General features: G+C 42.2%; 17 protein-coding genes and 1 tRNA gene. 3 read left to right on the forward strand and 15 right to left on the reverse strand.

Features of this window, described 5'->3' with window-relative positions; all coding sequences use genetic code 11:
* Positions 1-68: 68 nt before the first annotated feature.
* The 3 genes from FSC11_RS09390 to FSC11_RS09400 all read right to left on the reverse strand — a co-directional run bounded on the left by FSC11_RS09390 (position 69) and on the right by FSC11_RS09400 (position 2,886).
* Positions 69-1,307 carry a dihydroorotase gene (locus FSC11_RS09390; protein ID WP_004812302.1) on the reverse strand — a complete coding sequence of 413 codons (1,239 nt, stop codon included), beginning with the start codon at positions 1,305-1,307 and terminating at the stop codon, positions 69-71.
* Positions 1,308-1,317: 10 nt separating this feature from the next.
* Positions 1,318-2,334 (reverse strand): aspartate carbamoyltransferase catalytic subunit, encoded by a 1,017-nt coding sequence (locus tag FSC11_RS09395; protein WP_004812299.1) that lies wholly within the window; start codon positions 2,332-2,334, stop codon positions 1,318-1,320.
* Between the two features lie 225 nt (positions 2,335-2,559).
* Positions 2,560-2,886 carry a hypothetical protein gene (locus tag FSC11_RS09400; RefSeq protein ID WP_004894140.1) on the reverse strand — a complete coding sequence of 109 codons (327 nt, stop codon included), beginning with the start codon at positions 2,884-2,886 and terminating at the stop codon, positions 2,560-2,562.
* A 248-nt stretch (positions 2,887-3,134) separates the two neighbouring features.
* On the opposite strand from FSC11_RS09400, the gene rlmKL reads away from it, so the two are divergent.
* Positions 3,135-5,339 (forward strand): bifunctional 23S rRNA (guanine(2069)-N(7))-methyltransferase RlmK/23S rRNA (guanine(2445)-N(2))-methyltransferase RlmL, encoded by a 2,205-nt coding sequence (rlmKL, locus tag FSC11_RS09405; RefSeq protein WP_163166549.1) that lies wholly within the window; start codon positions 3,135-3,137, stop codon positions 5,337-5,339.
* 150 nt (positions 5,340-5,489) lie between these two features.
* Here the strand turns inward: rlmKL and clpB are convergent, their stop codons facing one another.
* From clpB to crp, 3 genes are all read right to left on the reverse strand, one after another.
* Complete coding sequence (gene clpB, locus FSC11_RS09410; protein WP_163166551.1) at positions 5,490-8,069, reverse strand: ATP-dependent chaperone ClpB; 2,580 nt, start codon at positions 8,067-8,069, stop codon at positions 5,490-5,492.
* A gap of 249 nt (positions 8,070-8,318) precedes the next feature.
* Positions 8,319-9,368 carry an NADP(H)-dependent aldo-keto reductase gene (locus FSC11_RS09415; protein ID WP_163166553.1) on the reverse strand — a complete coding sequence of 350 codons (1,050 nt, stop codon included), beginning with the start codon at positions 9,366-9,368 and terminating at the stop codon, positions 8,319-8,321.
* 181 nt (positions 9,369-9,549) lie between these two features.
* The gene (gene crp, locus FSC11_RS09420) at positions 9,550-10,254 is read right to left on the reverse strand and encodes a cAMP-activated global transcriptional regulator CRP (RefSeq protein ID WP_163166555.1); all 705 of its coding nucleotides are present in this window, start codon (positions 10,252-10,254) and stop codon (positions 9,550-9,552) included.
* A 147-nt stretch (positions 10,255-10,401) separates the two neighbouring features.
* Here crp and FSC11_RS09425 point away from each other — a divergent pair, with 147 nt between their 5' ends.
* The gene (locus FSC11_RS09425; RefSeq protein WP_004812288.1) at positions 10,402-10,824 is read left to right on the forward strand and encodes an OsmC family protein; all 423 of its coding nucleotides are present in this window, start codon (positions 10,402-10,404) and stop codon (positions 10,822-10,824) included.
* Positions 10,825-10,903: 79 nt separating this feature from the next.
* Here FSC11_RS09425 and FSC11_RS09430 read toward each other — a convergent pair whose 3' ends face one another.
* From FSC11_RS09430 to FSC11_RS09440, 3 genes are all read right to left on the reverse strand, one after another.
* Positions 10,904-11,935, reverse strand: coding sequence for a metallophosphoesterase (locus tag FSC11_RS09430; RefSeq protein ID WP_163166557.1), 1,032 nt, complete (start codon positions 11,933-11,935; stop codon positions 10,904-10,906).
* A gap of 304 nt (positions 11,936-12,239) precedes the next feature.
* Entirely contained in the window at positions 12,240-14,477 is a 2,238-nt protein-coding gene (locus FSC11_RS09435) for an NADP-dependent isocitrate dehydrogenase (RefSeq protein WP_004894125.1), read from the reverse strand.
* Positions 14,478-15,466: 989 nt separating this feature from the next.
* On the reverse strand, positions 15,467-16,120 hold the full coding sequence (locus FSC11_RS09440; RefSeq protein WP_071320500.1) for a YitT family protein: 654 nt from the start codon (positions 16,118-16,120) through the stop codon (positions 15,467-15,469).
* A 424-nt stretch (positions 16,121-16,544) separates the two neighbouring features.
* Here FSC11_RS09440 and FSC11_RS09445 point away from each other — a divergent pair, with 424 nt between their 5' ends.
* Positions 16,545-16,736, forward strand: a complete 192-nt coding sequence (locus FSC11_RS09445) for a hypothetical protein (RefSeq protein ID WP_163166559.1) — start codon at positions 16,545-16,547, stop codon at positions 16,734-16,736.
* 193 nt (positions 16,737-16,929) lie between these two features.
* Here FSC11_RS09445 and FSC11_RS09450 read toward each other — a convergent pair whose 3' ends face one another.
* The 6 genes from FSC11_RS09450 to FSC11_RS09475 all read right to left on the reverse strand — a co-directional run bounded on the left by FSC11_RS09450 (position 16,930) and on the right by FSC11_RS09475 (position 24,930).
* Complete coding sequence (locus tag FSC11_RS09450; protein WP_163166561.1) at positions 16,930-17,661, reverse strand: ABC transporter ATP-binding protein; 732 nt, start codon at positions 17,659-17,661, stop codon at positions 16,930-16,932.
* A complete protein-coding gene (locus tag FSC11_RS09455; protein WP_163166563.1) occupies positions 17,654-18,877 on the reverse strand; it encodes an ABC transporter permease in 1,224 nt (407 codons plus the stop codon). The genes FSC11_RS09450 and FSC11_RS09455 overlap by 8 nt, the downstream gene beginning before the upstream one ends.
* Positions 18,874-20,097 (reverse strand): efflux RND transporter periplasmic adaptor subunit, encoded by a 1,224-nt coding sequence (locus tag FSC11_RS09460; protein ID WP_171521742.1) that lies wholly within the window; start codon positions 20,095-20,097, stop codon positions 18,874-18,876. Before FSC11_RS09460 ends, FSC11_RS09455 begins: the two co-directional genes overlap by 4 nt.
* A gap of 311 nt (positions 20,098-20,408) precedes the next feature.
* Entirely contained in the window at positions 20,409-22,136 is a 1,728-nt protein-coding gene (locus FSC11_RS09465; RefSeq protein ID WP_163166567.1) for an NAD-dependent malic enzyme, read from the reverse strand.
* 675 nt (positions 22,137-22,811) lie between these two features.
* Positions 22,812-22,888 (reverse strand) — tRNA-Val (locus tag FSC11_RS09470).
* Between the two features lie 32 nt (positions 22,889-22,920).
* Entirely contained in the window at positions 22,921-24,930 is a 2,010-nt protein-coding gene (locus tag FSC11_RS09475) for a transglutaminase TgpA family protein (RefSeq protein WP_163166569.1), read from the reverse strand.
* Between the last annotated feature and the right edge of the window lie 10 nt (positions 24,931-24,940).

Here is a 24,940-nt window from a genome sequence, read left to right on the forward strand (position 1 = left end):
ATGATATGTTTACCAAAATAAAAAAAGTCAGCCGAAGCTGACTTTAATAAAAACAATCAGGAACTGATTTATGCTGGCACAAAGCTTTGTAAAACTTTTCCTTTAACCTTTTGATTGATCAATGGTGTATTTTTACCTTGTGACACAATGCTCTCTTTCGTCAAAGTCCATTCTATTTCAGGATCAAGCAACACCCAACCTGCCTCATTCATCCAGCGCTCTTGCATTTTAGCGACCTTGGCAGGTGCAATCGTCACTTTCTCTACCCATTCCAATGGACTAAACAGACCTTCTTTGATCAGTTGCAAACCAAATGGAAGGAAGGTATCAAATGCAGTAAAGCCAGGCTGAGTTTCTGCAAACGGCGCCATTTTTGCAGAGCTGCTGAGTGGTTCGTGATGGGTACAGATCGCATCAATCACTCCAGACTTCACGCCTTGACGCAGTAACTCTTTATCTGATTCAGAACGTAATGGCGGACGAACATGAGCCAGTGAGTTAAAGCCGTCAATCAGTGCATCAGTTAAATGTAACTGATGCATCGCCACATCACATGTTACTGGGAGACCTTTTTCTTTGGCAATGCGGATCAGCTCAACCGAAGCACCACAAGATAACAAACCAAAGTGTGCATGCACTTTAGTCGCTTCAATCATCAGCAGATATTTAGCAATCGCGACAGTCTCTGCCAGTGCCGGAATCATTGGTAAACCTTGACGTGATGCAATAAAACCCTCATGCACACAGCCATCTTTGGCAATTTGCGGTTCTTCTGCATAGAACACTACAGTCAGGTTAAGACCTGCTGCATATTCTAGGGTACGCAGGACTACATCATCATTGGCAAACGGCGCGCTGGCATTGGATACAGCACTACAACCACCTTTTTTCAGACCCGCCATATTTGCCGGCTGTTGTCCATTTAAACCTTGTGTCTGCGCACCAATCACTTCCAGATAGATGCCGCCATCCAGCATGGCTTTTTCAACCAGACCATGAATCAAGGCACCATTGTCCTGTACGATTGGCTTTGAATCAGGTGGCGTAAACACATGCAGAATACCGTTTTCACGTGCTGCCTTGCCTTCAGATTTCAAGGTACCATGCTGTTGCTGACCAGGTTCACGTAAACGTGCACACAGATCGACCATAGTAGGCATCAGCCATTTACCTTGACCATTAATCGTTTCTGACACATTTGCAGTTTCAGCAATACGCTTACCATTTTCCAGATAAACTGTTTGTACACTGTCAGTTTTTTCGATTGGGTCTAGAACTCGAACATTCTCAATTTTAACAATAGACATGACTTATTCCTTATACCGCAATCGCTTCAATCAAACCTTGTTCCTGGAGCTGGCCCTGCATTGAAAGTGCCAACACCGCCATACGTACTGCAATCCCGTTGGTCACCTGATTCAGAATCACTGACTGTGGACCATCTGCGATACTGGAATCAATCTCTACACCACGGTTCATTGGACCCGGATGCATCACGATACAATCGGGTTTCGCCATGGCAAGACGTTCTTTATTCAGGCCATACATTTTGTAGAATTCAGCCTGTGAAGATAGCGCTGGTGAATCAATCCGCTCGTTCTGAATACGTAAGGTAATGATCACGTCGCAGTCTTTAATGCCGTCTTCCATATTATTGAACAAACGAACTTCTGGACCGTAATCATCGAAGCCATAAGGAAGTAAAGTATTGGGTGCAATAACACGAATATCTTTACAGCCCAAGGTTTGCAAAGCTGCGACATCCGAACGCGCTACACGTGAATGCTTGATGTCACCAATGATGGCAATTGAAATATCTTCAAAATTCTTTTTGGTCTCACGGCGAATCGTGAGCATATCCAGCATGGCTTGAGTTGGATGGGCATGACGGCCATCCCCCGCATTAATGATGGCCAGATTCGGACAGACATCTTTGGCAATAAAATGCGCTGCACCAGAAGATGAATGACGTACCACGAAAATGTCCGCTGCCATTGCTTCAAGGTTCCACAAGGTATCGCGCAGCGTTTCGCCTTTAGAGGTACTTGAACGTGCGATATCGATATTAAGAACGTTAGCAGAAAGACGCTTTGCAGCTGCTTCAAAAGTGGTACGGGTACGGGTAGAGTTTTCGAAGAAGAGGTTCATTACCGTTCGCCCTTCGAGCAAATTATTGGTAATGAGCTGATTTTGGTCATTAAAAAAGGACGCCGCAGTGTCCAGTATTTTTGTAAGAGTTTCTTTAGAAAGACCTTCGATAGTCAAGAAGTGTTTTAGATTGCCTTCTTTATTGAGTTGAATCTGGCTCGGTGTATGCAATGCAGCCAAGTGCATGAGAGATTCCTTATACGTTAAGTCAACGTATTATACAGAGATTCACTTCTGTTCGCACTTGGGAAATCGGCTACTTGTACAAAAACCGACTTGATAATAAAAATTGATTTTGAAATTCCTATGTATTTTTTCAATAAGATAATTTAACCTTTTTCTCAGATTGCTATTTTTTTGCATGCAAAAAAATGAGTGCATCAGTCTGGTGCATCTGCACTCATAACCAGCTTAGCGCAATGCGCCAATATAACGATGGGCAACCTGGGCGCGATGAATATCTTCTTGTGTCGGTTCCACAACAATCCAGTCATCCTGAACATGCTGAGTTGTATCTGTTAGAGATTCATCCTGATCCATAGACAGATCGAAAACCTGTCTTAATTTTTCTACCAGTCGTGATAACTCCTCATCTTGAGTTGCTATAGCCAGCTCAATCACATGCTTTGCATAGTCTTTATTTTCAGACAGGTAGATTGCATCAATTACACGACCGGAAATACGTCTTAAACGCGCATAAATTAAAGTTGCAATTGAAAAGCTATCCCCATTTACCATTTTAAACCCCCAATTATTTAAAAAATGAGACTGTAGCCCCTCCCCAGTGGCTACAGTCTCATTTTGTATAAGGAGCAATTTCCATACCAATTTGATTCACTTATCATGTATTTAATATTTATTTCATTGTAGCGGGCTTGTTCAGGTGAAATTTCAAAGCCAATCGAAATAATTTCAAAAGCTTTAAAAGGCAAAATACGGTAAACTGAGCACAGTTTTTATTTATTCTTTTCCGGTCTCTCTATTTTATGAATACCTCTTCACGTTTAAGCAATTATTGGGTCACCTGTGCCGATGGTCTGGAAACCTTATTAGAAGAAGAAATCAAAGGTTTAGGTGTTCAGGATATTGAACGTTTCCCGGGTCGTCTGACCTTTAAAGGTACACTGGAAAATGCGTACTGCATCTGTATGTGGTCGCGTCTGGCTTCACGTGTCCTGATGCCAATCCACACACATGAAATTGAATTCTCCCATGATGCGCGTGATGTGGCTGAAGAGCTTTATGAAGGTGCAATCAGCTTTGACTGGTCACTAATTTTTGCACCACAAAGTACCTTCGCAATTCGTCTGCATGTCGAACGTGATATCAAGGTCAATACCCAGTTTGCCACTTTGCGTGCTAAAGATGGTGTTGTGGATTCATTCATGGAAGCCGTGGGTAAACGTCCAAGTATTGATACCAAACAGCCAGAAATCACCATGTATATTCTGGCTGGTAAAAAAGCTCATACCTACTGCCTGGACCTTTCTGGTGATTCTCTGCATAAACGTGGCTATCGTCGCTTTATGACTGAAGCACCAATCAAAGAAAACCTGGCAGCAGCGATCCTGCAAAAAGGTGGCCTGAAAGACATCAACCCGGATATCGTGGTTGATCCTATGTGTGGTTCAGGTACCTTTATTATTGAATCTTTAATGATTCTGACTGATCGTGCACCAGGCCTGGTACGTCGTTTCGGCTTTAACGGCTGGAATGGTCATGATCATGAACTGTGGATGGGTATTAAAGCCGAAGCTGCTGAACGTCATAAAGCTGCGCTGGAAAATCCATTACCAAAATTTTATGCCTTCGATGCTGACTGGGAAGCGGTAAAAGCCACCAAGCAAAATATCATTGCGGCAGGTTTTGAATCAGCGCTTGACCAGATTATGATCGAAGAACGTACCTTAAATGACTGGCCTGATTTCCAGGCCGAAGGCAAGAAAGTATTCTTCGTGACCAACCCGCCTTATGGTGAGCGTTTAGGTGACAAGGCTTCTAACCGTGCGTTGTACTTAGGTTTGTCTAATCTGCTGCAAAAGAATTTCCCCAATCAAAAAGCAGCAGTGATTGCGTCACAAGTTGAACAGGCGGATGTCTTGGCGTTCAATGATCCGCAAATTCTACGCCTGATGAACGGTAAATTACCGATCTATATTCGTTTTGGTACAATTAAACCGGCTGCAGTGGTACGTCCATTCCTGGAAAGCTGGCAGCCACAGCAATTCGAGCCAATCGAAGGTGCGATGGAATTTGCCAACCGTCTGACCAAGAATATGCAAACTCTGAAAAAATGGGCGGTGAAAGAAAATATTCATTGTCTACGTTTGTATGATGCAGACTTACCTGATTTTAATATCGCAGTAGACCTGTATGGTGAGCGTCTGCACGTTCAGGAATATGCCCCACCGAAAAAAATTGATCCTGAAAAAGCTAAAAAACGTTTTAACCTGGCTTTGCAGGCGATTCGTACTGTGACTGGTTTAGGTCGTGATGCGATCTTTATCAAGACCCGTGCCCGTCAGGAAGGCAAAAACCAGTACACCAAACAAAGCACGGCGTCTAAACGTTTTATTGTGCAGGAAGGTCAAGCCAAGATTCTGGTCAACCTGACCGATTATCTGGATACCGGTCTGTTCCTGGATCACCGTCAGATGCGTTTACGCATTGCCCGTGAAGCTAAAGGCAAACACTTCCTGAACCTGTACAGCTATACCTCTACGGCAAGTTTACATGCAGCACTGGGTGGTGCAGCCAGTACGACGAGCGTGGATTTGTCCAATACCTATTTGAACTGGTCAAAAGAAAACTTCGTCTTGAACGGCCTGACTGTAGATCATGCTGATGAGCAACATCAGTTCTTTGCATCTGACTGTTTCGAATGGCTGAAAGAAGGTCATGAGCAATATGAACTGATCTTTATCGATCCACCAACATTCTCTAACTCGAAGAAATTCTACGGTACTTTTGACGTACAACGTGACCATTTGTCTTTGATTAAACGTGCTATGAACCGTTTAACCACTGAAGGTACACTCTACTTCTCAAATAATTATCGTGGCTTTGAAATGGATGCAGAAATCTTGGCATTCTTTGATGTGGAAGAAATCACCCATGAAACCATCGGTCCTGATTTCAAGCGTAATCAGAAGATTCACCGTGCATGGAAAATCACCCATCCAAAAATGTAATTTGATAGTGAATTAATTTCTTTCATCAGGATTTACACCCTCTTTCTTTTTCTCGCAGAGGGAGAAATGAAAAGTGGTGCGATGGAAGAAGTAAGTACCATAAAGAAAAACCCAGCCTAGGCTGGGTTTTTCTTTTCCGATCAGTTTAGATTAGTTGAGCTTCATTTTATCAAAGACCAGTTCACCATTTTCAGCGCTAACCACAATGGTATCGCCTGGGTTGAATTTACCTTCAAGAATGTTTTGCGCCAAGCCATTTTCTATACGTTGCTGAATCGCACGTTTCAATGGTCGCGCACCATATAGAGGATCAAAGCCTACATCGATCAACTGGTCAAAAGCACTGTCTTCCACGGATAAGCGCAAGTCGCGCTCTGCCAGACGTTGACGTAAACGGTTCAACTGGATATCAGCAATACCACGAATCTGGGCTTTTTCCAGTGAATGGAACACCACAATCTCATCGATACGATTAATGAACTCAGGACGGAAGTGTTCCGACACTGCATTCATCACCACACTACGTACCTCATCTCGGGTCGCACCACCACCCAGTTCACGCACATCACTTGAACCCAAGTTAGAAGTCATCACGATCACGGTATTTTTAAAGTCCACCACACGGCCTTGTGAATCCGTTAAGCGGCCATCATCCAGTACCTGTAATAAAATATTAAATACATCCGGATGCGCTTTCTCAACTTCATCAAACAGCACCACGCTATAGGGTTTACGACGTACCGCTTCAGTCAGCACACCACCTTCTTCATAACCGACATAGCCCGGAGGCGCACCAACCAGACGGCTGACAGAATGTTTTTCCATAAATTCCGACATGTCGATACGGATCATTGCATCATCACTGTCAAACAGGAAGTTCGCCAAAGCTTTGGTCAACTCAGTCTTACCCACCCCGGTTGGCCCCAAGAACAGGAATGAACCACTAGGACGGTTTGGATCAGACAATCCGGCACGTGAACGGCGTACTGCATTCGACACTGCCACGACAGCTTCTTCCTGACCGACGACACGTTTATGCAGGAATTCTTCCATATGTAGCAGTTTGTCACGCTCACCTTGCAACATTTTTGCCACTGGAATACCAGTTGCAGCACTGACCACTTCAGCAATCTCATTGTCAGTGACTTTGTCACGCAATAGTTTTGGTGCTTCACTTTCTTCAGCTGCTTCAATACGTTCCAATTGCTTCTGTAACTCAGGAATTACGCCATACTGATAACGTGCCGCTTCTGCCAGATCACCCTCACGCTGCGCTTTCTCTAACGCAATGCGGGCTTGATCCAGCTTCACCTGAATGTCTTTATTGCCCGCAACCAGCGCTTTGTCTGCACGCCAGATTTCTTCCAGCTCGCTATACTCTTTCTCAACTGTAGCAATCTGATCTTCCAGATATTTCACTTCAGACTTGGCACCCGAATCCTCATCTTTTTTCACCGCTTCCAATTGCATTTTCAGCTGAATTAAACGGCGTTCAAGTTTATCCAAAGCTTCTGGCTTAGAGTCCAGCTCCATTTTGATACGAGATGCTGCTTCATCAATCAGGTCAATCGCTTTGTCTGGCAACTGACGGTCAGTGATGTAACGATGTGACATTTTAGCTGCAGCGATAATCGCAGAATCCAGAATCTGTACACCATGGTGAGTCGCATAACGGTCTTTCAGACCACGTAAAATTGCAATGGTATCTTCTACACTTGGTTCATCCACCAATACTTTCTGGAAACGACGTTCCAAGGCTGCATCTTTTTCGATGTACTGGCGGTATTCATCCAGGGTCGTTGCGCCCACACAACGCAGTTCACCACGTGCCAATGCTGGTTTCAGCATGTTACCGGCATCCATGGCACCATCGCCCTTACCTGCGCCCACCAGGGTATGCAGCTCGTCGATGAACAGAATAATTTCGCCTTCATGTTTGGCCAGGTCTTTCAGAACAGCTTTTAGACGTTCTTCAAATTCACCACGATATTTGGCACCAGCCAGCAATGAACCTAAATCTAGTGACAGAACGCGTTTACCTTTCAGACCTTCTGGAACCTCCCCATTCACGATACGCTGTGCCAGACCTTCTACAATCGCAGTTTTACCGACACCAGGCTCACCGATCAGTACCGGGTTATTTTTGGTACGGCGTGACAAAACCTGAATGGTACGGCGAATTTCATCATCACGACCAATCACTGGATCCAGCTTGCCTTGTAATGCGCGTTCAGTCAGGTCAATGGTGTATTTATTTAAAGAGTCACGCTGATCTTCATGATTATTGCTCATGACTTTTTCATTGCCTCGAATTTGATGAATGACTTGTTTTAAGGTCTCGGCTTTAACACCTACTTCACTTAAAAGTGATTTGGTTTTGCCTGTTTCCGCTAATGCTAACAATACCCAGTCAGTAGAAAGGAATTCATCCCCTGCTTTTTGGGCAAAACTATCTGCCAGATGCAGAACTTTCGCTGCTTCAGGACTAAGGTTAATATCGCCGGTGGACTGGCTTAAAGTCGGTGCATTACTCAGCGCGGTTTGCAGTTTAGTCTGCAAATCACGTAAGTTCGCACCTGCCTGTTGCAGCAGACTGATATTGGATGATTCATCTAACAAGGTTGCCAGAATGTGAATACCGTCGATAGAAGCATGGTCCTTACCCATTGCCAAGGATTGTGCATCTGAAAGGGTTTGCTGCAGACGATTTGTAAATTTTTCAAAGCGCATTATTGTTATTCCTCACAACAAATTTTTAACTTAATTCATATATGGGAGCACGCACACAAATTTCAAATAAATTTATATATATTTTTCAAAAACTTAAAATAAATATCGGCAGTCTTTAATAATAATATTGGTATAGTCAAATCATATTTCAAGTGAACAAAGAAGAATTTTTATTCAGCCACAAACTTAATCATGTGAAATAAAAAAGCCTTTATCAATAAAGGCTTTTCCGGAATAAAATTATAAAAATTATGGTGCCGGATTCGGCTGCTGACGATGAATCGCTTCAATGCCTTTCAGTATTTCCTCAGGCAGGTTGACTTCAAAAGCCTGAATATTTTCTTTTAGCTGATCCAGATTAGTTGCACCAATAATCGTGCTGGTTACAAAGAACTGCTGTTTAATAAATGCCAATGCCAATTGAGTCAGGGTCAGACCATGCTGCTCTGCCAGTTGTGCATATTGCTCCACTGCCCATTCACTTTCCGGATTGCTATAACGGCTAAAACGCGAGAATAAGGTGACACGAGCCTTGGCTGGACGCGCACCATTGCGGAATTTACCCGTCAGATATCCGAATGCCAGAGGTGAATAAGCCAGTAAGCCTACACCTTCATATTTGGCAATTTCTGACATACCGATTTCATAGGTACGATTCAGCAGGTTATATGGATTCTGTACGCTGACAAATTTTGATAATCCCAGTTTCTCGGCCAGATGCAGGAACTTCATCGTCCCCCATGGGGTCTCATTCGACAGACCGATATAACGGATACGGCCATTTTTAATTTCATATTGCAAGGCAGTCAGGGTTTCTTCGAGATCCGTCACTGCGCGGTCTTCAGCCGCTTCAGCATTGCCATAACCGAGTTTACCAAAGAAATTCGTTGGGCGTTGCGGCCAGTGCAACTGGTATAAGTCAATATAATCGGTTTGCAGACGTGACAATGACTGGTCTATGGCCGCTGAAATTTCATCTGCCCCAAAACGGGTCTGTCCATCACGGATATGACTACCACCTTGTGATGGACCAGCGATTTTGGATGCTAAAAACAGTTTGTCACGACCGCCACGTGATGCAATCCAGTTCCCGATAATGCGTTCTGTCGCACCTTGGGTTTCCGGTTTTGGTGGTACCGGGTACATTTCTGCGGTATCCCAGAAATACAGTCCTTGATCCAGTGCATAATCGAGCTGCTCAAAAGCTTCTTCCTGGGTATTTTGTTCACCAAAGGTCATGGTGCCTAAACAGATTTCTGGAAGTAAAATACCGGTATCTGCAAGTGGTTTGAATTGCATGAATAATTCCCTGTCTATTCTAGGTTTGACTTATCATAATAAAGTACACCTAGAGTATAGAAGGAAAGCGACGGGCTGAAATCATCTTTTCTAAGAAGTTTGTTCTTATTTGTGATGTTGGATTTTCCGCAGCTATAAAAAAAGCAAACCCGAAGGTTTGCCCTTTTCTCAAAATTACAGCTTATTCATCTGAATCATCTTCAGCTGGTAATTCATTCTGTTCCAGTGAGGCATCAAAGATCAGAATTGCTTTACCATCCGTTTCGATCATGCCTTGCTCTTCAAGGGTTTTCAGCACACGACCGACCATTTCACGGGAACAACCTACAATACGGCCAATTTCCTGACGGGTAATACGGATCTGACGGCCATTTGGCAAGATCATCGCTTCAGGCTGAGCTGAAAGATCGATCAGACAACGCGCGATACGACCAGAAACATCAATAAATGCCAGGTCGGTTACTTTACGTGTCGTATTCTTCAGACGGCGAACCAGTTGCGCAAATACCGCATAACTCAAATCAGGATATTGTTTGCTCAGTTCATGGAAGTTCTCGTAGCTAATCTCTGCAATTTCACAAACGTCACGCGTACGCACTTCTGCAGTACGTTGTGGATTTGCTTCGAATAAGCCCATTTCCCCAAAAAAGTCACCCGCGTTCAAATACGCCACGACAATTTCACGCTCATCATCTTCACGAAGAATGATCGATACAGACCCCTTCAGAATCAAATATAAAGATTTAGATTCTGTTCCTGCATCAACGATCGTTGTACGTTTTGGGTAACGGTTGATATATGCACGTTTTAATAATGCCTTCACGGATTCTGGCAATTGCCCCGGAGAAAGTGCATCTGTGCTTAATTGTGAAAAGTTTGAAGTCATGCTAGCAGTTCCAAATAAGGATAATTTTTAGATCGCACAAGACCTAATGTGAACTTGTCACACAGTGGGAATGAAATTCCTTATCAACCCAATTTATGTTAGTGTACAGTTACTTCGTAAATTTATAGCTTTTTTTAGGTAGTTGCAATGCAAACAAGCGTTCATTGGTTAGAGAATGTTGCTTTTGAAGCAAAAACGCAAAGTGGTCACAGCATCGTCATGGACGGCTCGCCAGAATATGGTGGTGAGAACCGTGGCCCTCGTCCAATGGAACTTCTATTAACCGGTTTGGGTGGTTGTGCTTCGTTTGATATTGTCACCATTTTAAAGAAGGCACGTCAGGATATTACCGATGTTCGTTGTGAACTCAATGCGGAACGTGCCGATACTATTCCTGCGGTATTTACGAAGATTCACCTGCATTTTGTGGTGACAGGTAAAGGCATTAAAGAGAAACAAGTGGCTAAGGCTGTCGAGCTTTCTGCCGAAAAATACTGCTCAGCCAGCAAAATGCTGTCTGATGGCGGTGTGGAAATTACGCACGATTTTGAAATTATTGAAGCTGAATAATCCGGCTGATCTAGTTATAAAAGCGGTCACTTAGACCGCTTTTTCTTTATCTGTTATTTGATATCAGACCAACACCATTTTAAGAAGTCAAATAAGTTGAACCATCCTCAAAAATCACCTGCTTTTCAGGCCATCTAAGAGCCGCTAATTTGCTTGAAAATTCTCGTTGCTGCTGCCGATCCAGATAGCGTTTCCCGACTGAATAATCCACACAGAACACATTTTGCTTATGCCCAAACCACTGTAGCGGATCAATCTGCTGAAACAGGCCAGCTTTCACTTCAGCCAAGTCAAATTTACGCCAGTAATGACCAATAATGACGGGAATATCCTCCTGATAATCCTCCCACCAAGGCAGACGGTCTTTCATGCGCCACTTGCCTCCGGCATAAATGGGCTTGTCTGTCATATATTCGGCACCAGAGGTCAACACTTTGATTGGATTATACATCTGCTCAATCCATTCCTTTTGTGCCAGATATTTCAGCCAGGGAATATCGCTATTCGGATCAGTGAGCGCTTCACGAAACTGATCTGCTTCCTGGAATGCCTGTTCTGTAATACCTGCATCAGTAATATGTTGCTGGGTCTGCTGGACAAAATGTTCATAGGCTTCAAGTAAATGCAGCTTGTCCAGTGCTTTTAGTTGTTGAATGGAGTGTGTATCCCAGCAGGCATGCACAACCCGGATTTGATCTGATTCCAGTGCAATGGGCAAAGTTTGCAGAAATTGTAGAATCCACAGCTGGTCTTCTGGTGTAGCAGATACAGAGTAAAAAGATTTATGGTCATCCATATGCGGTGATCCAAAATACCAGCCATTGCCTTCACGATAGGATTGATTTAGCAGGTTCAGCTCATGGTTGCCCAGCACACAGTAGGCATGGCCCCGCTCCATTAGAATCTTCACTTGCTGAATTACCGCGACGCTGTTTTGCCCACGGTCACAAAGATCACCCACAAAGATCAGCTTACGCTGTTCTGGATGCTCACCTTTAAGATTATAGCCCATGACATGTAAGAGACTGTTTAAGGCGTCGATCTCACCATGAATATCACCCACAATGTCGAACCGATCTCCCTGAATAGGCTGAATGAACTGATATGACATTCAGACACCTCCTCGACATTTGAGTCCTGCAATTACTCAGACTGAGTATTAATCTAATTCTTTCAATATATTCATTATATTGTCTATACCTTTAATCGGGTGTTCAAGCTAAATTTTTGGGCGTTCAAAACGAATCTTCCTCTTATTTATATGAAATGGCTGTTTATTCATTTCACCTATAGCCCTAAAGGGATGCTTCGTCAATAAAGCATCCCTTTAGTTTTCATCATGGTAAATAAAAACCGGTGCCTAAGCACCGGTTTTTATTTCACTTCACTAAGCTGATAGTCAGGCCAGCTTCTAATTAAGCCTGTAGTGATTCAATGATCTGGTTCAATGTCGCACTTGGACGCATTACAGCATTTACTTTCGCAGGATCAACTGCGTAGTAACCACCGATGTCTACTGTTTTACCTTGAACAGTATTCAGCTCTTCAACGATTTTCGCTTCGTTTTCAGCCAGGGCTTGTGCGATAGGCGCGAATTTCGCTTTCAATTCTGCATCTTGGTCTTGTGTAGCAAGCTCTTCAGCCCAGAATTTAGCCAGGTAGAAGTGGCTACCACGGTTGTCTAACTCGCCAGTACGACGTGATGGAGACTTGTCATTGTCAAGCAATTTACCAGTCGCAGCATCAAGTGTGTTTGCAAGTAGTTTCGCACGTGGATTATTTTCTTTAATGCCCATTTCTTCTAGAGAAACAGCAAGTGCCAGGAACTCACCTAGAGAATCCCAACGTAAGTGGTTTTCTTCTACCAGCTGTTGTACGTGTTTAGGTGCAGAACCGCCCGCACCAGTTTCGTACATGCCGCCACCCGCCATTAATGGCACGATAGAAAGCATTTTCGCAGAAGTACCCAGTTCCATGATCGGGAACAAGTCAGTCAGGTAGTCACGCAGGATGTTACCAGTTACTGAAATAGTATCTAGGCCACGAGCAACACGTTCAAGTGTATAACGCATCGCACGTACTTGAGACATGATCTGGATGTCTAGACCGTCAGTGTCATGATCTTTCAAATAAGTTTGAACTTTCTTGATCAGTTCGTTTTCGTGTGGACGGTACGGGTCAAGCCAGAAGATTGCAGGCATGCCAGAGTTACGTGCACGCGTTACAGCAAGTTTTACCCAGTCGCGGATCGGTGCGTCTTTCACCTGACACATACGCCAGATATCACCTTCTTCCACGTTTTGAGACATCAACACTTCACCTGTTTCCAGGTCAGTGATGTTCGCAATACCTGCTTCAGGAATTTCGAAAGTCTTGTCGTGTGAACCGTATTCTTCAGCTTTTTGCGCCATCAAACCAACGTTAGGTACAGTACCCATTGTACGTGGATCGAAGTTACCATTCCATTTACAGAAGTTGATCATTTCCTGGTAAATACGTGCGAAAGTAGATTCAGGCATTACCGCTTTACAGTCGTAAGGTTTGCCGTCAGCACCCCACATTTTACCACCACCACGAATCATTGCAGGCATAGAAGCATCTACAATTACGTCGTTTGGAGAATGGAAGTTAGTGATACCTTTCGCAGAATCAACCATTGCAAGCGCTGGACGGTGTTCTTGACAAGCGTGTAAGTCACGGATGATTTCTTCACGTAAAGAAGTCGGAAGTGTTTCAATCTTCTCGTAAAGGCCAGCCATACCGTTGTTTACGTTAATGCCTAGCTCATCAAACAGTTTACCGTGTTTCTCAAACGCTTCTTTGTAGTAAATGCGCACACAGTGACCGAATACGATCGGGTGTGACACTTTCATCATGGTCGCTTTAACGTGTAGAGAAAACAGGATGCCTGCTTCTTTACAGTCATCTAATTCTTTTTCATAGAAGTCGCAAAGCGCTTTTTTGCTCATGAACATTGAGTCGATGATTTCGCCGTCTTGAAGCGCAACTTTTGGCTTAAGAACAATGGTTTCACCAGACTTAGTGATTAATTCCATTTTCACGTTACGTGCGCGGTCTAAAGTCATCGACTTTTCACCGTGGTAGAAGTCACCTTCGTCCATATGTGAAACGTGAGTTTGTGACCACTGTTTCCACTCGCTCATAGAGTGCGGGTGTTTTTTCGCGTAGTTTTTAACGGCAGTTGGGGCACGACGGTCAGAGTTACCTTCACGTAATACCGGGTTTACAGCAGAACCGAGGCATTTACCGAAACGTGCTTTAAGTGCTTTTTCTTCTTCAGTAGTTGGGTTTTCTGGATAATCAGGAATTGCATAGCCCTTAGACTGAAGCTCTTTAATACATGCTGTTAACTGAGCTACAGAAGCACTGATATTAGGTAGTTTAATAATATTTGTGCTTGGATCTTGTGTAAGACGGCCTAGCTCAGCAAGGTTGTCAGCTACTTTCTGTTCTTCAGTCAGGTAGTCTGAGAATTCTGCGAGCACGCGTGCTGCAACAGAGATGTCAGTTTTGACAATCTCAACGCCAGCAGGCTTAGTAAAGGTCTCAATGATCGGCAGTAGCGAGTAGGTCGCCAACAATGGCGCCTCGTCGGTCAGTGTGTAAATGATTGTTGACTTTCCACCAGCCATATATAGCCCCTTGCGTTTGATAGAGTTTTGAGGATCAAGCTTTTGACTCAGACCCTGTGAACCGATATGTTTGCATTAAACCTTGAGAGTATCGTATCTCCTTGCTTTACAGTCAACGAAATATCATTTCAAGTTGTGATTTTGCTGAAAAATTATACAATTTGTTGCAATTTTCTATTGATTATAATCCAATCAATTTACTCATCTTTCATATACAAAAAATCTATTATTCTTATTCTGCCTATTTTTAAAGAATATTTAGCAGTTTTTCTAATATATAGTTTTTTTAGAGCTGTTAATTTCTAATGAATCCTTAAGTTTACTTAGTTTATTCACCGTATAGAAAATAGCTTTTTTATAAGTACCTATACTTTAAAAAGTCAAATGGATTATTCATCATCATCATTTTTAGCACTATTTCAGGGCAATTAAAGCTTTTAACTATTAAAAGAGACAAAAAAACGATGAGTGGTTTTATTCAATGTTGGACTTAATGACAGACTACTTGAAACATCTTGGTCAATTTAAAGAAAATCTGAATATGTTAGCGAAAATGATGATTTTACTGTTTTTAATTTTATTCTGATTATAGTGTTTTAGATGAATAAATTGGCAAATTTAAGCTAAAAAATATACTTTTTTATTTATCAGTAATCTACTCCAGGATTGTAATTTTGAGATGTTCATAAGTGGCATTGCTTTACTATTAACACAATAAATTATTGTAGATATTTGTTATAAAAAAGCCTTCAGCTATAAAACTGAAGGCGAAAAAAAGTCACGTAAAAGAAAGTCATTTAGATAGCAAATTAAAGTGATTCAAGTAAAGTTAAATATAGTTAGCTATCAGTACACATCCTAGCGATCATATTCTGATGGACGTAGTTTGATTCAATATTAAAGAGCAACAGGCCTTGTTGTTCATTGCTCTTTTCTAGATTTATGAATCAGTATTAATGCTTAGGCTATTTTCCAATCCTGTCTTTTATTCAATGCCCTTTATAGCGTCCCGGTCGATGATTAATCGCCAGAAAACTTCCCATGATCACTGCTGCCAGAATTGACCAAAGCACTTTATCAAATGGCACAATCCAGAGTGCAAGTAGCACCACAATACAGTCAATTACCATCTGTACATTGCCTGCTTTCATACCCCACTTTTCCTGTGCATATAGGGAAATGATGGTTGCACCACCGAGACTGGATTTATGTCGGGCCAAGAACAGCACACCGGTTCCCATCAGAAAGCCACCTGCAATCGCGGCAAAAGCTGGATGCAGATAATCAATATGCAAATACCGAGGTGCAATAAAGGTAATCAGTGAGAGTAAAGCGACAGAAATAAAAGTCTTGAGCGTAAATTCCCTGCCAATATATTTCCAGGCGAACCAGTAAAAAGGGATATTGATCACAAAATAGATTAGACTGAAAGACCAGCCTGTGGCGTAATGCAGCACAAAGGCAAGCCCTGCGGTACTGCCGGTCAATAAGCCCGCCTGAGCAAACATGGTCATACAGATACTGACAAACAGAGAACCTGAGAATAAGGCCTGTAGGTCTTCAAACGCAGTATGTTTTCTGGTCTCCTGCGGTGCAGGATGACGCGTCGGGTAAATCACCCGAGGATTAGATTGAATTGCCATATACGCTAACCTTTAAAACTCTTTTTCGCTTGTGGCGAAGCTGAGGGTTTAATTTAGGCTCTGCACTTCTGGCACAGAACCTGACGGTATGTTGTTATTGCAATTTGCTTGCCAGCAACAGGCACCAAAAACTGATTTTTATATGAAATTTATCATTCTCTATGTCATAAGATATTTGGCACTAGGCTTAGATTAATACATTGATCTCTCCAGAAGAAAAAGAAATTGTGAACTAATGCTTCTAAACAAGTATTAACATTTATAAAGCACTTATTAGGATTATTAGCGAATCATTAAAACCATTTACATCGACAACAATTTTTTAAATCAGCCGAGCTATAAATACAACAGACTTGGGATGTTTGGTTTTTATAATAGAAAAAACATCCAATAACGTGATTCATGAAGAACTAGGTAAACTCTTATGGCAAATCCAGATGAAAACAAAGAACTTGAGGAAGCATTGAACGAAGAATTTCCTGAGGAGGAATTAGACCCGCAAGAAAAGCAGGATCGGGAAATTCAACGTGGTCAATTAGGTGTGGATAAAGATCCCCAAATCAAACGCGACCAGATCCGTCAAAGACATGAGGATGAAGAAGATGAGAATCCCTAGCCAATCATCTTTATGGTATTGCAGGCGTTTAGCATTATATTTGGCTTGAACTACCCTACCCCCTGAAAAATCCTGAAAATACAGGGCTGTCCTTCTGCTTTTGATACTTTTTGAAAAACTCATCCTATTGTAGAACATGAGCGACATGATCAAAATCAGAATAGTTTTGTTCTTATAATGATGAATGAATAAGTCATTCCTTCGGTTCTTTCTCAACCCTTTGCGTTCTGGTATCACTTTGAATCAAGCCATCGACCAGATTGATGGTACGATCACAGGTGGCTGATAAACGCGGATCATGGGTGACTAAAAGTACGGCACAATCCCGTTCCTGATGCACCTTACGAAATAGCGCAAACATTTCTTCCGCAGTTTGCGTATCCAGATTTCCGGTGGGTTCATCCGCCAGTAATAAAGCTGGATTGGTAATTAATGCACGGGCAATCGCAACACGCTGTTGCTGTCCACCAGACAGCTCATTCGGTTTACGATCAGCAAACTTTTCCAGTCCAACTGCTGCCAATAATTCACGTGCCTGATCAATTGACTGTTGATCTGGTCTGCCGTGGGTCAACATTAATGGCATTAAAATATTATTGAGGGCAGTAAATGCCTGAATCAGATGGTGAAACTGGAAAACAAAGCCAATACTGTTGCCTCGCAGTGCAGTCCGTTGTGTATCTGTCATTTTACTGGTTGGCTGACCAAGCAGATATAATTCACCACTGCTCGGCTGATCCAGTAATCCCAGAATATTCAATAAGGTACTTTTTCCTGAACCTGAAGGACCAATCAGTGCAGCAAAATCCTGACGCTCAATACATAGGTCAATACCGTGCAAAACTTCCACTTCATTTGGTTGACCGATGTTATAGGATTTTCGCAGCGCCTCTAAACGCAAAACTTCCTGAAACTGCTCAGACATGACGTATGGCCTCCACTGGGTCCAAGGCTGCTGCACGACGTGCTGGTATAGCGGCTGCCAGTACACCGGTCAAAGTTGCCAATAACAGCGCGAGAAGTACCAGTTCAATAGGTACCGGAATATAAAATAGGCCTGGGCCAAAATTATTAAAAATCCATACCAGACCATAGCTGGCAGAGCTTCCAATTGCCGAACCGATAAGCCCAAAAATCGCCCCCTGAAATAGAAATACTCTTAAAATTTGTGTTTGGGTTGCACCGGTCGCGCGTAAGATTCCAATTTCCCGGGTTCGTTGCACCACGCTAACCGACATGACACTGGCAATACCAAAAGCGACTGAAACGGCGACGAAAATAATAATCATATTGGTCGAGAGACTTTGTGAGGAAATCGCATTCATCAACTGCGCATTGGTTTCAATCCAGCTTTCAGCCTGCAAGGACGTCAGACGTCCTACCTGATCCGCAATCTGGTCTGCCTGAAAAAGGTCTGTTACCCGCAGATCAATTACCGTCACCCCACCCGGCAACAGCAACAAAGACTGTGCCTGTTTCAAATCCAGATAGATATAGCGTGCATCCAGCTCACGCACCCCTAACTCAAAAATCCCGGCAATATTTACCAAGGTACTTTCTTGCTGCCCGGTATCCAGCCGTAATTTACTCCCTACCTGCACACCAAGATCTTTAGCCAATTCACTGCCAATCACGACATCATCCGCACCAATCCTTAACTGACCGCTCTGTAAGTATTCTTTTAAAGGAATAATCTGCTGATAACGTTCCAGATCAATCCCAACCAGTGCAACAGATTCGATCGCATCCCCACGCTGGACCAGAGCCGGTCCAGAAACAACAGGTGATACTGCAGTCAGAACGGGCAATTGATCCAGTGTCGTTACAATTTGCTGCCAGTTATTAATGGAACGTAAACGTTGTGCGCGCTTATCTTCCAATACAAGCTGAATAATACCTTCTTTGGTCGGTGCGACCTGATTGACTTCATCTGGAGACAATAAACGGATATGTGCCTGGGTCCCTAAAGTCCGGTCAATCAGATTGGATTGTAGACCTTGAATCAATGCTGTAATAAATACAATCACAGCCACGCCCACTGCAACTCCGACAGTGATCATGATGGATTGTGATCGTCCTTCACGTAAGAAACTGACCGCAATTGTCCATTCGGTCCATAGCCGTCCGAAAAAGTTTTTCAATCGAGTTTCACCGGTATTTCGTTTTTAGTATTGCTTTGATTGGCAGGATTTTCAGTTAGGATATTTTGCGGTTTTATCCGTACTCGCGCACCATCTTCTAAAGAAGCGTCTGGATTAGCCAGTACCTGATCACCCTCCTTCAAACCTGAAATTACTTCAGCACGATCCAGACCACGCAAGCCTAATGTGACTTGTTGACGTTGAACCTTACCATTGCGTACCAGTAGTACTGTCGCTTTATCTCCTTTAAGACCGGTAAGCGCATCATTAGGTATGGCTAAAGCTCGCTCGCGGCGACCCGTTTCGACATTGACTGAAACCGTCATATCCTGACGTAGAAAATCAGGTACCGGGTCTACAGTAAGTTTAAGCTCAACTGTTCCACGTTGCGGATCGATACTTGGGGCAATAAAGCTAATCCATGCAGGGAAAGTGTACTCTGGATAGGCATCAGCAATCACCGTTGCTTTTTGCTGTAAAGCCAGTCGCGATAAATTACGTTCATCCAATGGAACGCGAATTTCAGTATTACCATTAATGGCAATAGTAAATAAGGTCTGTCCCGGCTGAACCAGATCACCCGGCTCTACATCGTGAGTCAGTACTGTGCCTGCGACCGTCGCACGAATTTTGGTTTTGTCCAGTTGAACCTGAGCAACTGCAAGCTGCTCACGCAATGAGGCTTCTTCAACCTGTCCTTGTGCCAGTGCAGCAGCTTTGAGTCGTGCGGTTTCGAAGTTATTGCGTGCGACCCTTTCCGCTTCGACAGCCTGTTCAATTTCTTCAGCCGAAAGAATGCCTGGCTCGGCATTACGTCGACGGTTGGCTTCACGGCTGGCCTGCTCAAGTTGAGCTTTGGCCGAGGCTAATTCTGCTGCGGCCTGTGGACGTCGACTTGTGGCTAATTCGGTCAGTGCAACTTCTGCTTGCCGCACCTGGGCAGCCAATTCATCTGATTTCAATACGACCAGCAGATCGCCTGGTTTAACTTGATCACCTTCCTGAACGCGTCGTTCCAGCACAACACCAGCAAGCTCACTGCCAATGTCAGCACGAGATACCGTTGCCACACGTCCTGTTGCTACCACATTTTGTACTAATGGCATCGCCTTTAAGGTATAGCTCGGCAATTCCGGTCCTTTCCACCAGCGAAAAAGTACAAAACCCACTATCAGGACCAGTAATATAACAATCAGAATTTTATAGCGGGCAGCACGCACATGGACATCTCCGAGGATTTTTAACTGCATATTCAATTAAAAAGGTGTAGAAGTATTTAGTTGTTTCGTAATCTTTAATTTATAACAAGTTTTTATGATGATTTCATATACCAGTTTATTCAACCCTCTTTAGTTTCAATTAAACTGTAAAATTATTCTTTTTGAATCTGCCCAGATTCATTTTTTGTATCAGACATTATGAATCAAGAAAATATTGCTCATGAAGATCATCGTCTTAGCTACTCAAAAAAGGGTTTATAAGTATATTACTTATAAACCCTTGCACCTAGTTCCTGTAATCTGATCACTTATTAAAATGTAACCCGCTCATATCGACGATATTCAGGCTTCCAGAAATTCGCTTCAATTGCTTCTTTCAACGTTTCTATAGTTGCCTGAGGTGCCACCCCATCTTGTATTGCTGCTTGCGCAACTCTTAATGCAATCACCTTGGAAATCTGCTGAATCTGATCCAATTCAGGCAACAAATCCGCTTTCGGATCTTTCAATTTCGGTGAGCATTCAGCTAATGCATTGCTTGAGGCCATTAACATATTATTGGTCACGCGCTTCGCTCCAGATGCAATTACCCCCAATCCAATCCCAGGGAAAATATAGGAGTTATTACATTGCGAAATGTTATAAATCTCTCCCTGATAATTGACGGGTGTAAATGGACTACCTGTGGCAATTAATGCTTTCCCATCTGTCCACTGGATAATATCTGAAGGAACCGCTTCCACTTTGGAAGTTGGATTAGACAATGGGAAAATAATCGGATGCTCACAGTGCTCAGCCATCGCTGTAATGACATCTTTACTGAATAAGCCCGGCTGTCCAGATACACCAATAAGAACTGTAGGTTTCGCAAATTTCACCACATCAAGTAATGAAATCGTACTCTCCGCATCTGCCCATTTGGCGATATTTTTTGGATCCTGAGCTAATTTTCGCTGGAAATCTAAAAGATTTGGCTGATTTTCAGTAATCAGACCAAAACGATCCACCATGAAAATACGTTTACGTGCCTGAGCATCCGTTAATCCTTCCGCCACCATCTGGGCAACAATCTGCTCCGCAATACCACATCCTGCAGAACCTGCTCCGAGGAAAGCTACGGTTTGGTCTTTCAGTTGTTTATTAGAAGCATGTGATGCTGCAATCAGGCTACCTACTGCAACTGCAGCTGTTCCTTGAATATCATCATTAAAACAGCATGCTTGATCACGATATTTTTCTAATAATGGCATCGCATGATGTTGAGCAAAATCTTCAAATTGAATCAGGACATTTGGCCATCTTTTTTGAACGGCATGAATGACCTGATCAACAAAATTGAAATACTCATCGCCACTAATACGCGGTTTACGCCAGCCCATATAGATCGGATCATTTAAGAGCTGTTGATTATTGGTTCCTACATCCAGCGTAATTGGCAATGTATAAGCCGGACTGATTCCCCCACATGCGGTATATAAGGCTAATTTTCCAATCGGAATACCCATTCCTCCGATCCCTTGGTCACCCAGACCTAAAATCCGCTCACCATCTGTAATCACTACGACTTTGACATTTCTGCGATTAACGTTATGTAAAATCTGATCAATGCCCTCACGGTCAGCATAGGAAATAAATATCCCACGATGCCGGCGATAGATATCTGAAAAGCGCTGACACGCCTCACCTACCGTTGGGGTATAAATGATGGGCATCATTTCACTTAAATGATTTTCAATTAAATGATAAAACAGCGTTTCATTGGTATCTTGAATGTTACGCAGGTAGATGTGCTTATTAATATCATCATTAAAAGAACAGTATTGCTGATAAGAGCGCTGACTTTGTTCTTCAATAGACTCAATGACATGCGGGATAAGTCCATGTAAATTAAAACTCTTTCTTTCTTCTTCGGTAAAAGCAGAACCTTTGTTTAGAAGAGGCAGCTCAAGTAACGTATATCCTGCGTATGGCACATAAAGAGGACGTTTCTCTATCTGATTTTTAGTCACTTTAATTGACTCACTTCTGGAATTTGACATAACTCTCTAAAAATAGCTGAATAAGTTCTATATTTTTATCTTATCGCTATTTCTAATATTTTAGATATTTTAATAATTAATACTAACAAAACGAGTATTTAGTAAATTAATGTCTTACAAAAAATATCAGCAAACAAATTATTTTTTATGCATACTTTAAAAGATCCTATTTTTTTCTTTTTTAAAATTAGGTAATATCAAAAAATACTCAAGCTTATAAACCAATAAAATCAGTTACATAAACCAATTTAATAAGTTAAAAACAGATTCAAATCAAATAGAAATTTTGCGCTAATGACTATATATTAACCAGTTTTATTTTTAATGCATTATTATGCTAAATTTCATAGATTCTTATATTTTTAATCATTACGTTAAATTTATAAATTCGCCTTAATTAAATAGCGAAAAATTATTATTTTTAAGAAAATCTCAAAAAAACAGGAAATTATAATTAAGGATAAAATAAGTTATCGTTACTAATAAGCAAGGAATTAGTAATAATTTATAATTTGTTAAAGATTTTATCTAAAAAATAATCATAAAAAAACCTAATACCTAGAGAGGAAATAGCAAAATCAGAATAATAAAAGAAGAATTTATATATGGCTAAATTAGATTATATAAAAAGGCTTAAATTAAAAAATGTTATAGTATTTAGAGATTTTAAAATCTTGGTAGGTATATCCAGACTCGAACTGGAGACCTCTACGATGTCAACGTAGCGCTCTAACCAACTGAGCTATACACCTAGAATGTTACGCATATTATAAATTTTTGAATCTTAAGACAAGTTTTTTCCTTTATTTTTCAGTGTATATGCACATTTTTTAAGCAAGTATCTGAATTTATTAATATCCTTTTGGTCAGGCTTATAAGCTGAAAATTGATTTCTCTCATAGATTTGTATAGCTTCATAAAAAGACGTAACCTGATCTGAGCTTAAGGAAGCTGATATTCGAAGCATCCACTGTTTAAATGTTTCAGCCGGCTGCTTACGCATCTGAATAAGCAGGGAACGATTAAGCTGCTCTATGGCTAGCTCGAATGGTGAATTCTGTCTTCGCTTTTGAATATAAATCCATAAGAAATAAGATGCGATCAAAGATGCAATACCTATTATAAGTATCCACACAGCTGCATAAGCAGAGTTCAAGCCAAGTTTAGACATCCAGCTGCGTTGTGAATCTGCATTATAACCTACCACCTTACTTTGCCACTGATAACTGGCATAGTCACTCCATATCCTCAACTTGGTCATAAACTGATATTGCTGTGTTGTCCATGTTCTACCCTCACCTAAAACTGCTGAATTTTCAGACATCAAGTTTTGCATACCATTATCAATACGTTGTGGAGCAATAATGGCAGTAGGATCAATTCGCTGCCAGTGCTGGTTCACCCAGACTTCAGTCCAGGCATGCGCATCCATCTGGCGCACTTCCCAACTCTTGCCATCAGGTGCGAGTGAACCACCTTGATACCCCGTGACCACACGTGCTGGTATTCCTGCATAACGCATTAGCATGACAAAACTGGATGCGTAGTGCTCACAGAAACCACGGCGCGCATTAAACAGAAATTCATCCACCCGGTTTTGGCCTAATGTTCCTGGAGTTAAGGTATATACAAAATTATTCGCCCGGTACCAGTTCAACACATTTTGAATATAGCGCTGTTGACTACCCTCGCTCTGTTTAACTAAATTTGCTGCCAGTGCCTGAGTTTGAGAATCATATTGAGCAGGCGTTCGGGTATTCATATATTGCAGATAGTTAGCATTTAAATGAGGCTGCTCTACTTCTGTTCCCACCCAGCGTAGCTGAATCGGTTCCACTCGCTGAGTTAAACGGCGCGGCACAATTCCCCAATCATAACGGTTATAATAACGACGCTCTAAAGGGACTGATTTATCCAATCCCATCACCCAGAGTACGGATGGATCTGAAGCCAGATACTGATAATCCCAGCCCGATGCCAATGAGGCAGAATCATTCTGTTGGCGGATTTGTGGCTGCTGATTGACTGCACTACTGGTCCAGGTTTGACCATCATATTCATCTAATACCAAGGCACGCCAGTATAATTCTGCACGCGGAGGTAGCTTGCTTACATCGCCTATAATTCGGAACGCTAATGTACTCGACTGAGATAACTGTGCAATATCCCCCGGAGACATCCTGTCACTAATTCCGGTGACCCCTTTATTTTCAGGAATGGGGATATGCCACATCGGTGGCAAACGTGGAAAAAAGATAAAGAGTAAAATAAAAAATGGCAGTGCATAGAGTACAAATTTGCCGACATGTTTAACATCTTGTTTTAATGTGTTCTCCTGAGCCTGTAAATCCTGCTTAAATTCACCTACCTGAATACGATATAAGCCAATGAAACAGCTTAGTAAGCAAAGCAGAATCCCAAAAGCCATGATAAAAGACTGGCTATACAGGAAAGTACTCGCCGCCACAAACAGGGCAAAGTTAAATAAAATAATCAGGTCACGTTTAGTACGGGTTTCAAAAGCCTTGGCAAATAAGAAAGTGGAAAGCACAGCAACACCCGCGTCTACACCCAAAAAGCTTTGATGTGTAAAATAAATAACTGCAAGTGCTATGACTGTCAGCAACAGGGTCCATTTTTTAGGAAAAGTCTTTTGCTTTCTCAGATTCAGCCAGAGTAATACCAGCATCAGGGCAAAGATGATGCTGAGTCCTGCAGGCAGATAACTCACCTGTACAGCCAGAATTAAACTGAGACTGAGCAAAATGGCTGTGCGGATATTTGCATTCATCATGTCTATCCTC

Source organism: Acinetobacter schindleri (assembly GCF_010918895.1).
Classification (GTDB): domain Bacteria; phylum Pseudomonadota; class Gammaproteobacteria; order Pseudomonadales; family Moraxellaceae; genus Acinetobacter; species Acinetobacter schindleri.

Excerpts from the sequence above, each read along its gene's own strand:
- FSC11_RS09440 (WP_071320500.1), bottom strand. The coding sequence starts at position 16,120 with ATGGCAATTCAATCTAATCCTCGGGTGATTTACCCGACGCGTCATCCT.
- clpB (WP_163166551.1), bottom strand. The coding sequence starts at position 8,069 with ATGCGCTTTGAAAAATTTACAAATCGTCTGCAGCAAACCCTTTCAGAT.
- FSC11_RS09450 (WP_163166561.1), bottom strand. The coding sequence starts at position 17,661 with ATGTCTGAGCAGTTTCAGGAAGTTTTGCGTTTAGAGGCGCTGCGAAAA.
- FSC11_RS09445 (WP_163166559.1), top strand. The coding sequence starts at position 16,545 with ATGGCAAATCCAGATGAAAACAAAGAACTTGAGGAAGCATTGAACGAA.
- FSC11_RS09435 (WP_004894125.1), bottom strand. The coding sequence starts at position 14,477 with ATGGCTGGTGGAAAGTCAACAATCATTTACACACTGACCGACGAGGCG.
- FSC11_RS09425 (WP_004812288.1), top strand. The coding sequence starts at position 10,402 with ATGCAAACAAGCGTTCATTGGTTAGAGAATGTTGCTTTTGAAGCAAAA.
- rlmKL (WP_163166549.1), top strand. The coding sequence starts at position 3,135 with ATGAATACCTCTTCACGTTTAAGCAATTATTGGGTCACCTGTGCCGAT.
- FSC11_RS09390 (WP_004812302.1), bottom strand. The coding sequence starts at position 1,307 with ATGTCTATTGTTAAAATTGAGAATGTTCGAGTTCTAGACCCAATCGAA.
- crp (WP_163166555.1), bottom strand. The coding sequence starts at position 10,254 with ATGACTTCAAACTTTTCACAATTAAGCACAGATGCACTTTCTCCGGGG.
- FSC11_RS09430 (WP_163166557.1), bottom strand. The coding sequence starts at position 11,935 with ATGTCATATCAGTTCATTCAGCCTATTCAGGGAGATCGGTTCGACATT.
- FSC11_RS09400 (WP_004894140.1), bottom strand. The coding sequence starts at position 2,886 with ATGGTAAATGGGGATAGCTTTTCAATTGCAACTTTAATTTATGCGCGT.
- FSC11_RS09415 (WP_163166553.1), bottom strand. The coding sequence starts at position 9,368 with ATGCAATTCAAACCACTTGCAGATACCGGTATTTTACTTCCAGAAATC.
- FSC11_RS09465 (WP_163166567.1), bottom strand. The coding sequence starts at position 22,136 with ATGTCAAATTCCAGAAGTGAGTCAATTAAAGTGACTAAAAATCAGATA.
- FSC11_RS09395 (WP_004812299.1), bottom strand. The coding sequence starts at position 2,334 with ATGCACTTGGCTGCATTGCATACACCGAGCCAGATTCAACTCAATAAA.
- FSC11_RS09475 (WP_163166569.1), bottom strand. The coding sequence starts at position 24,930 with ATGATGAATGCAAATATCCGCACAGCCATTTTGCTCAGTCTCAGTTTA.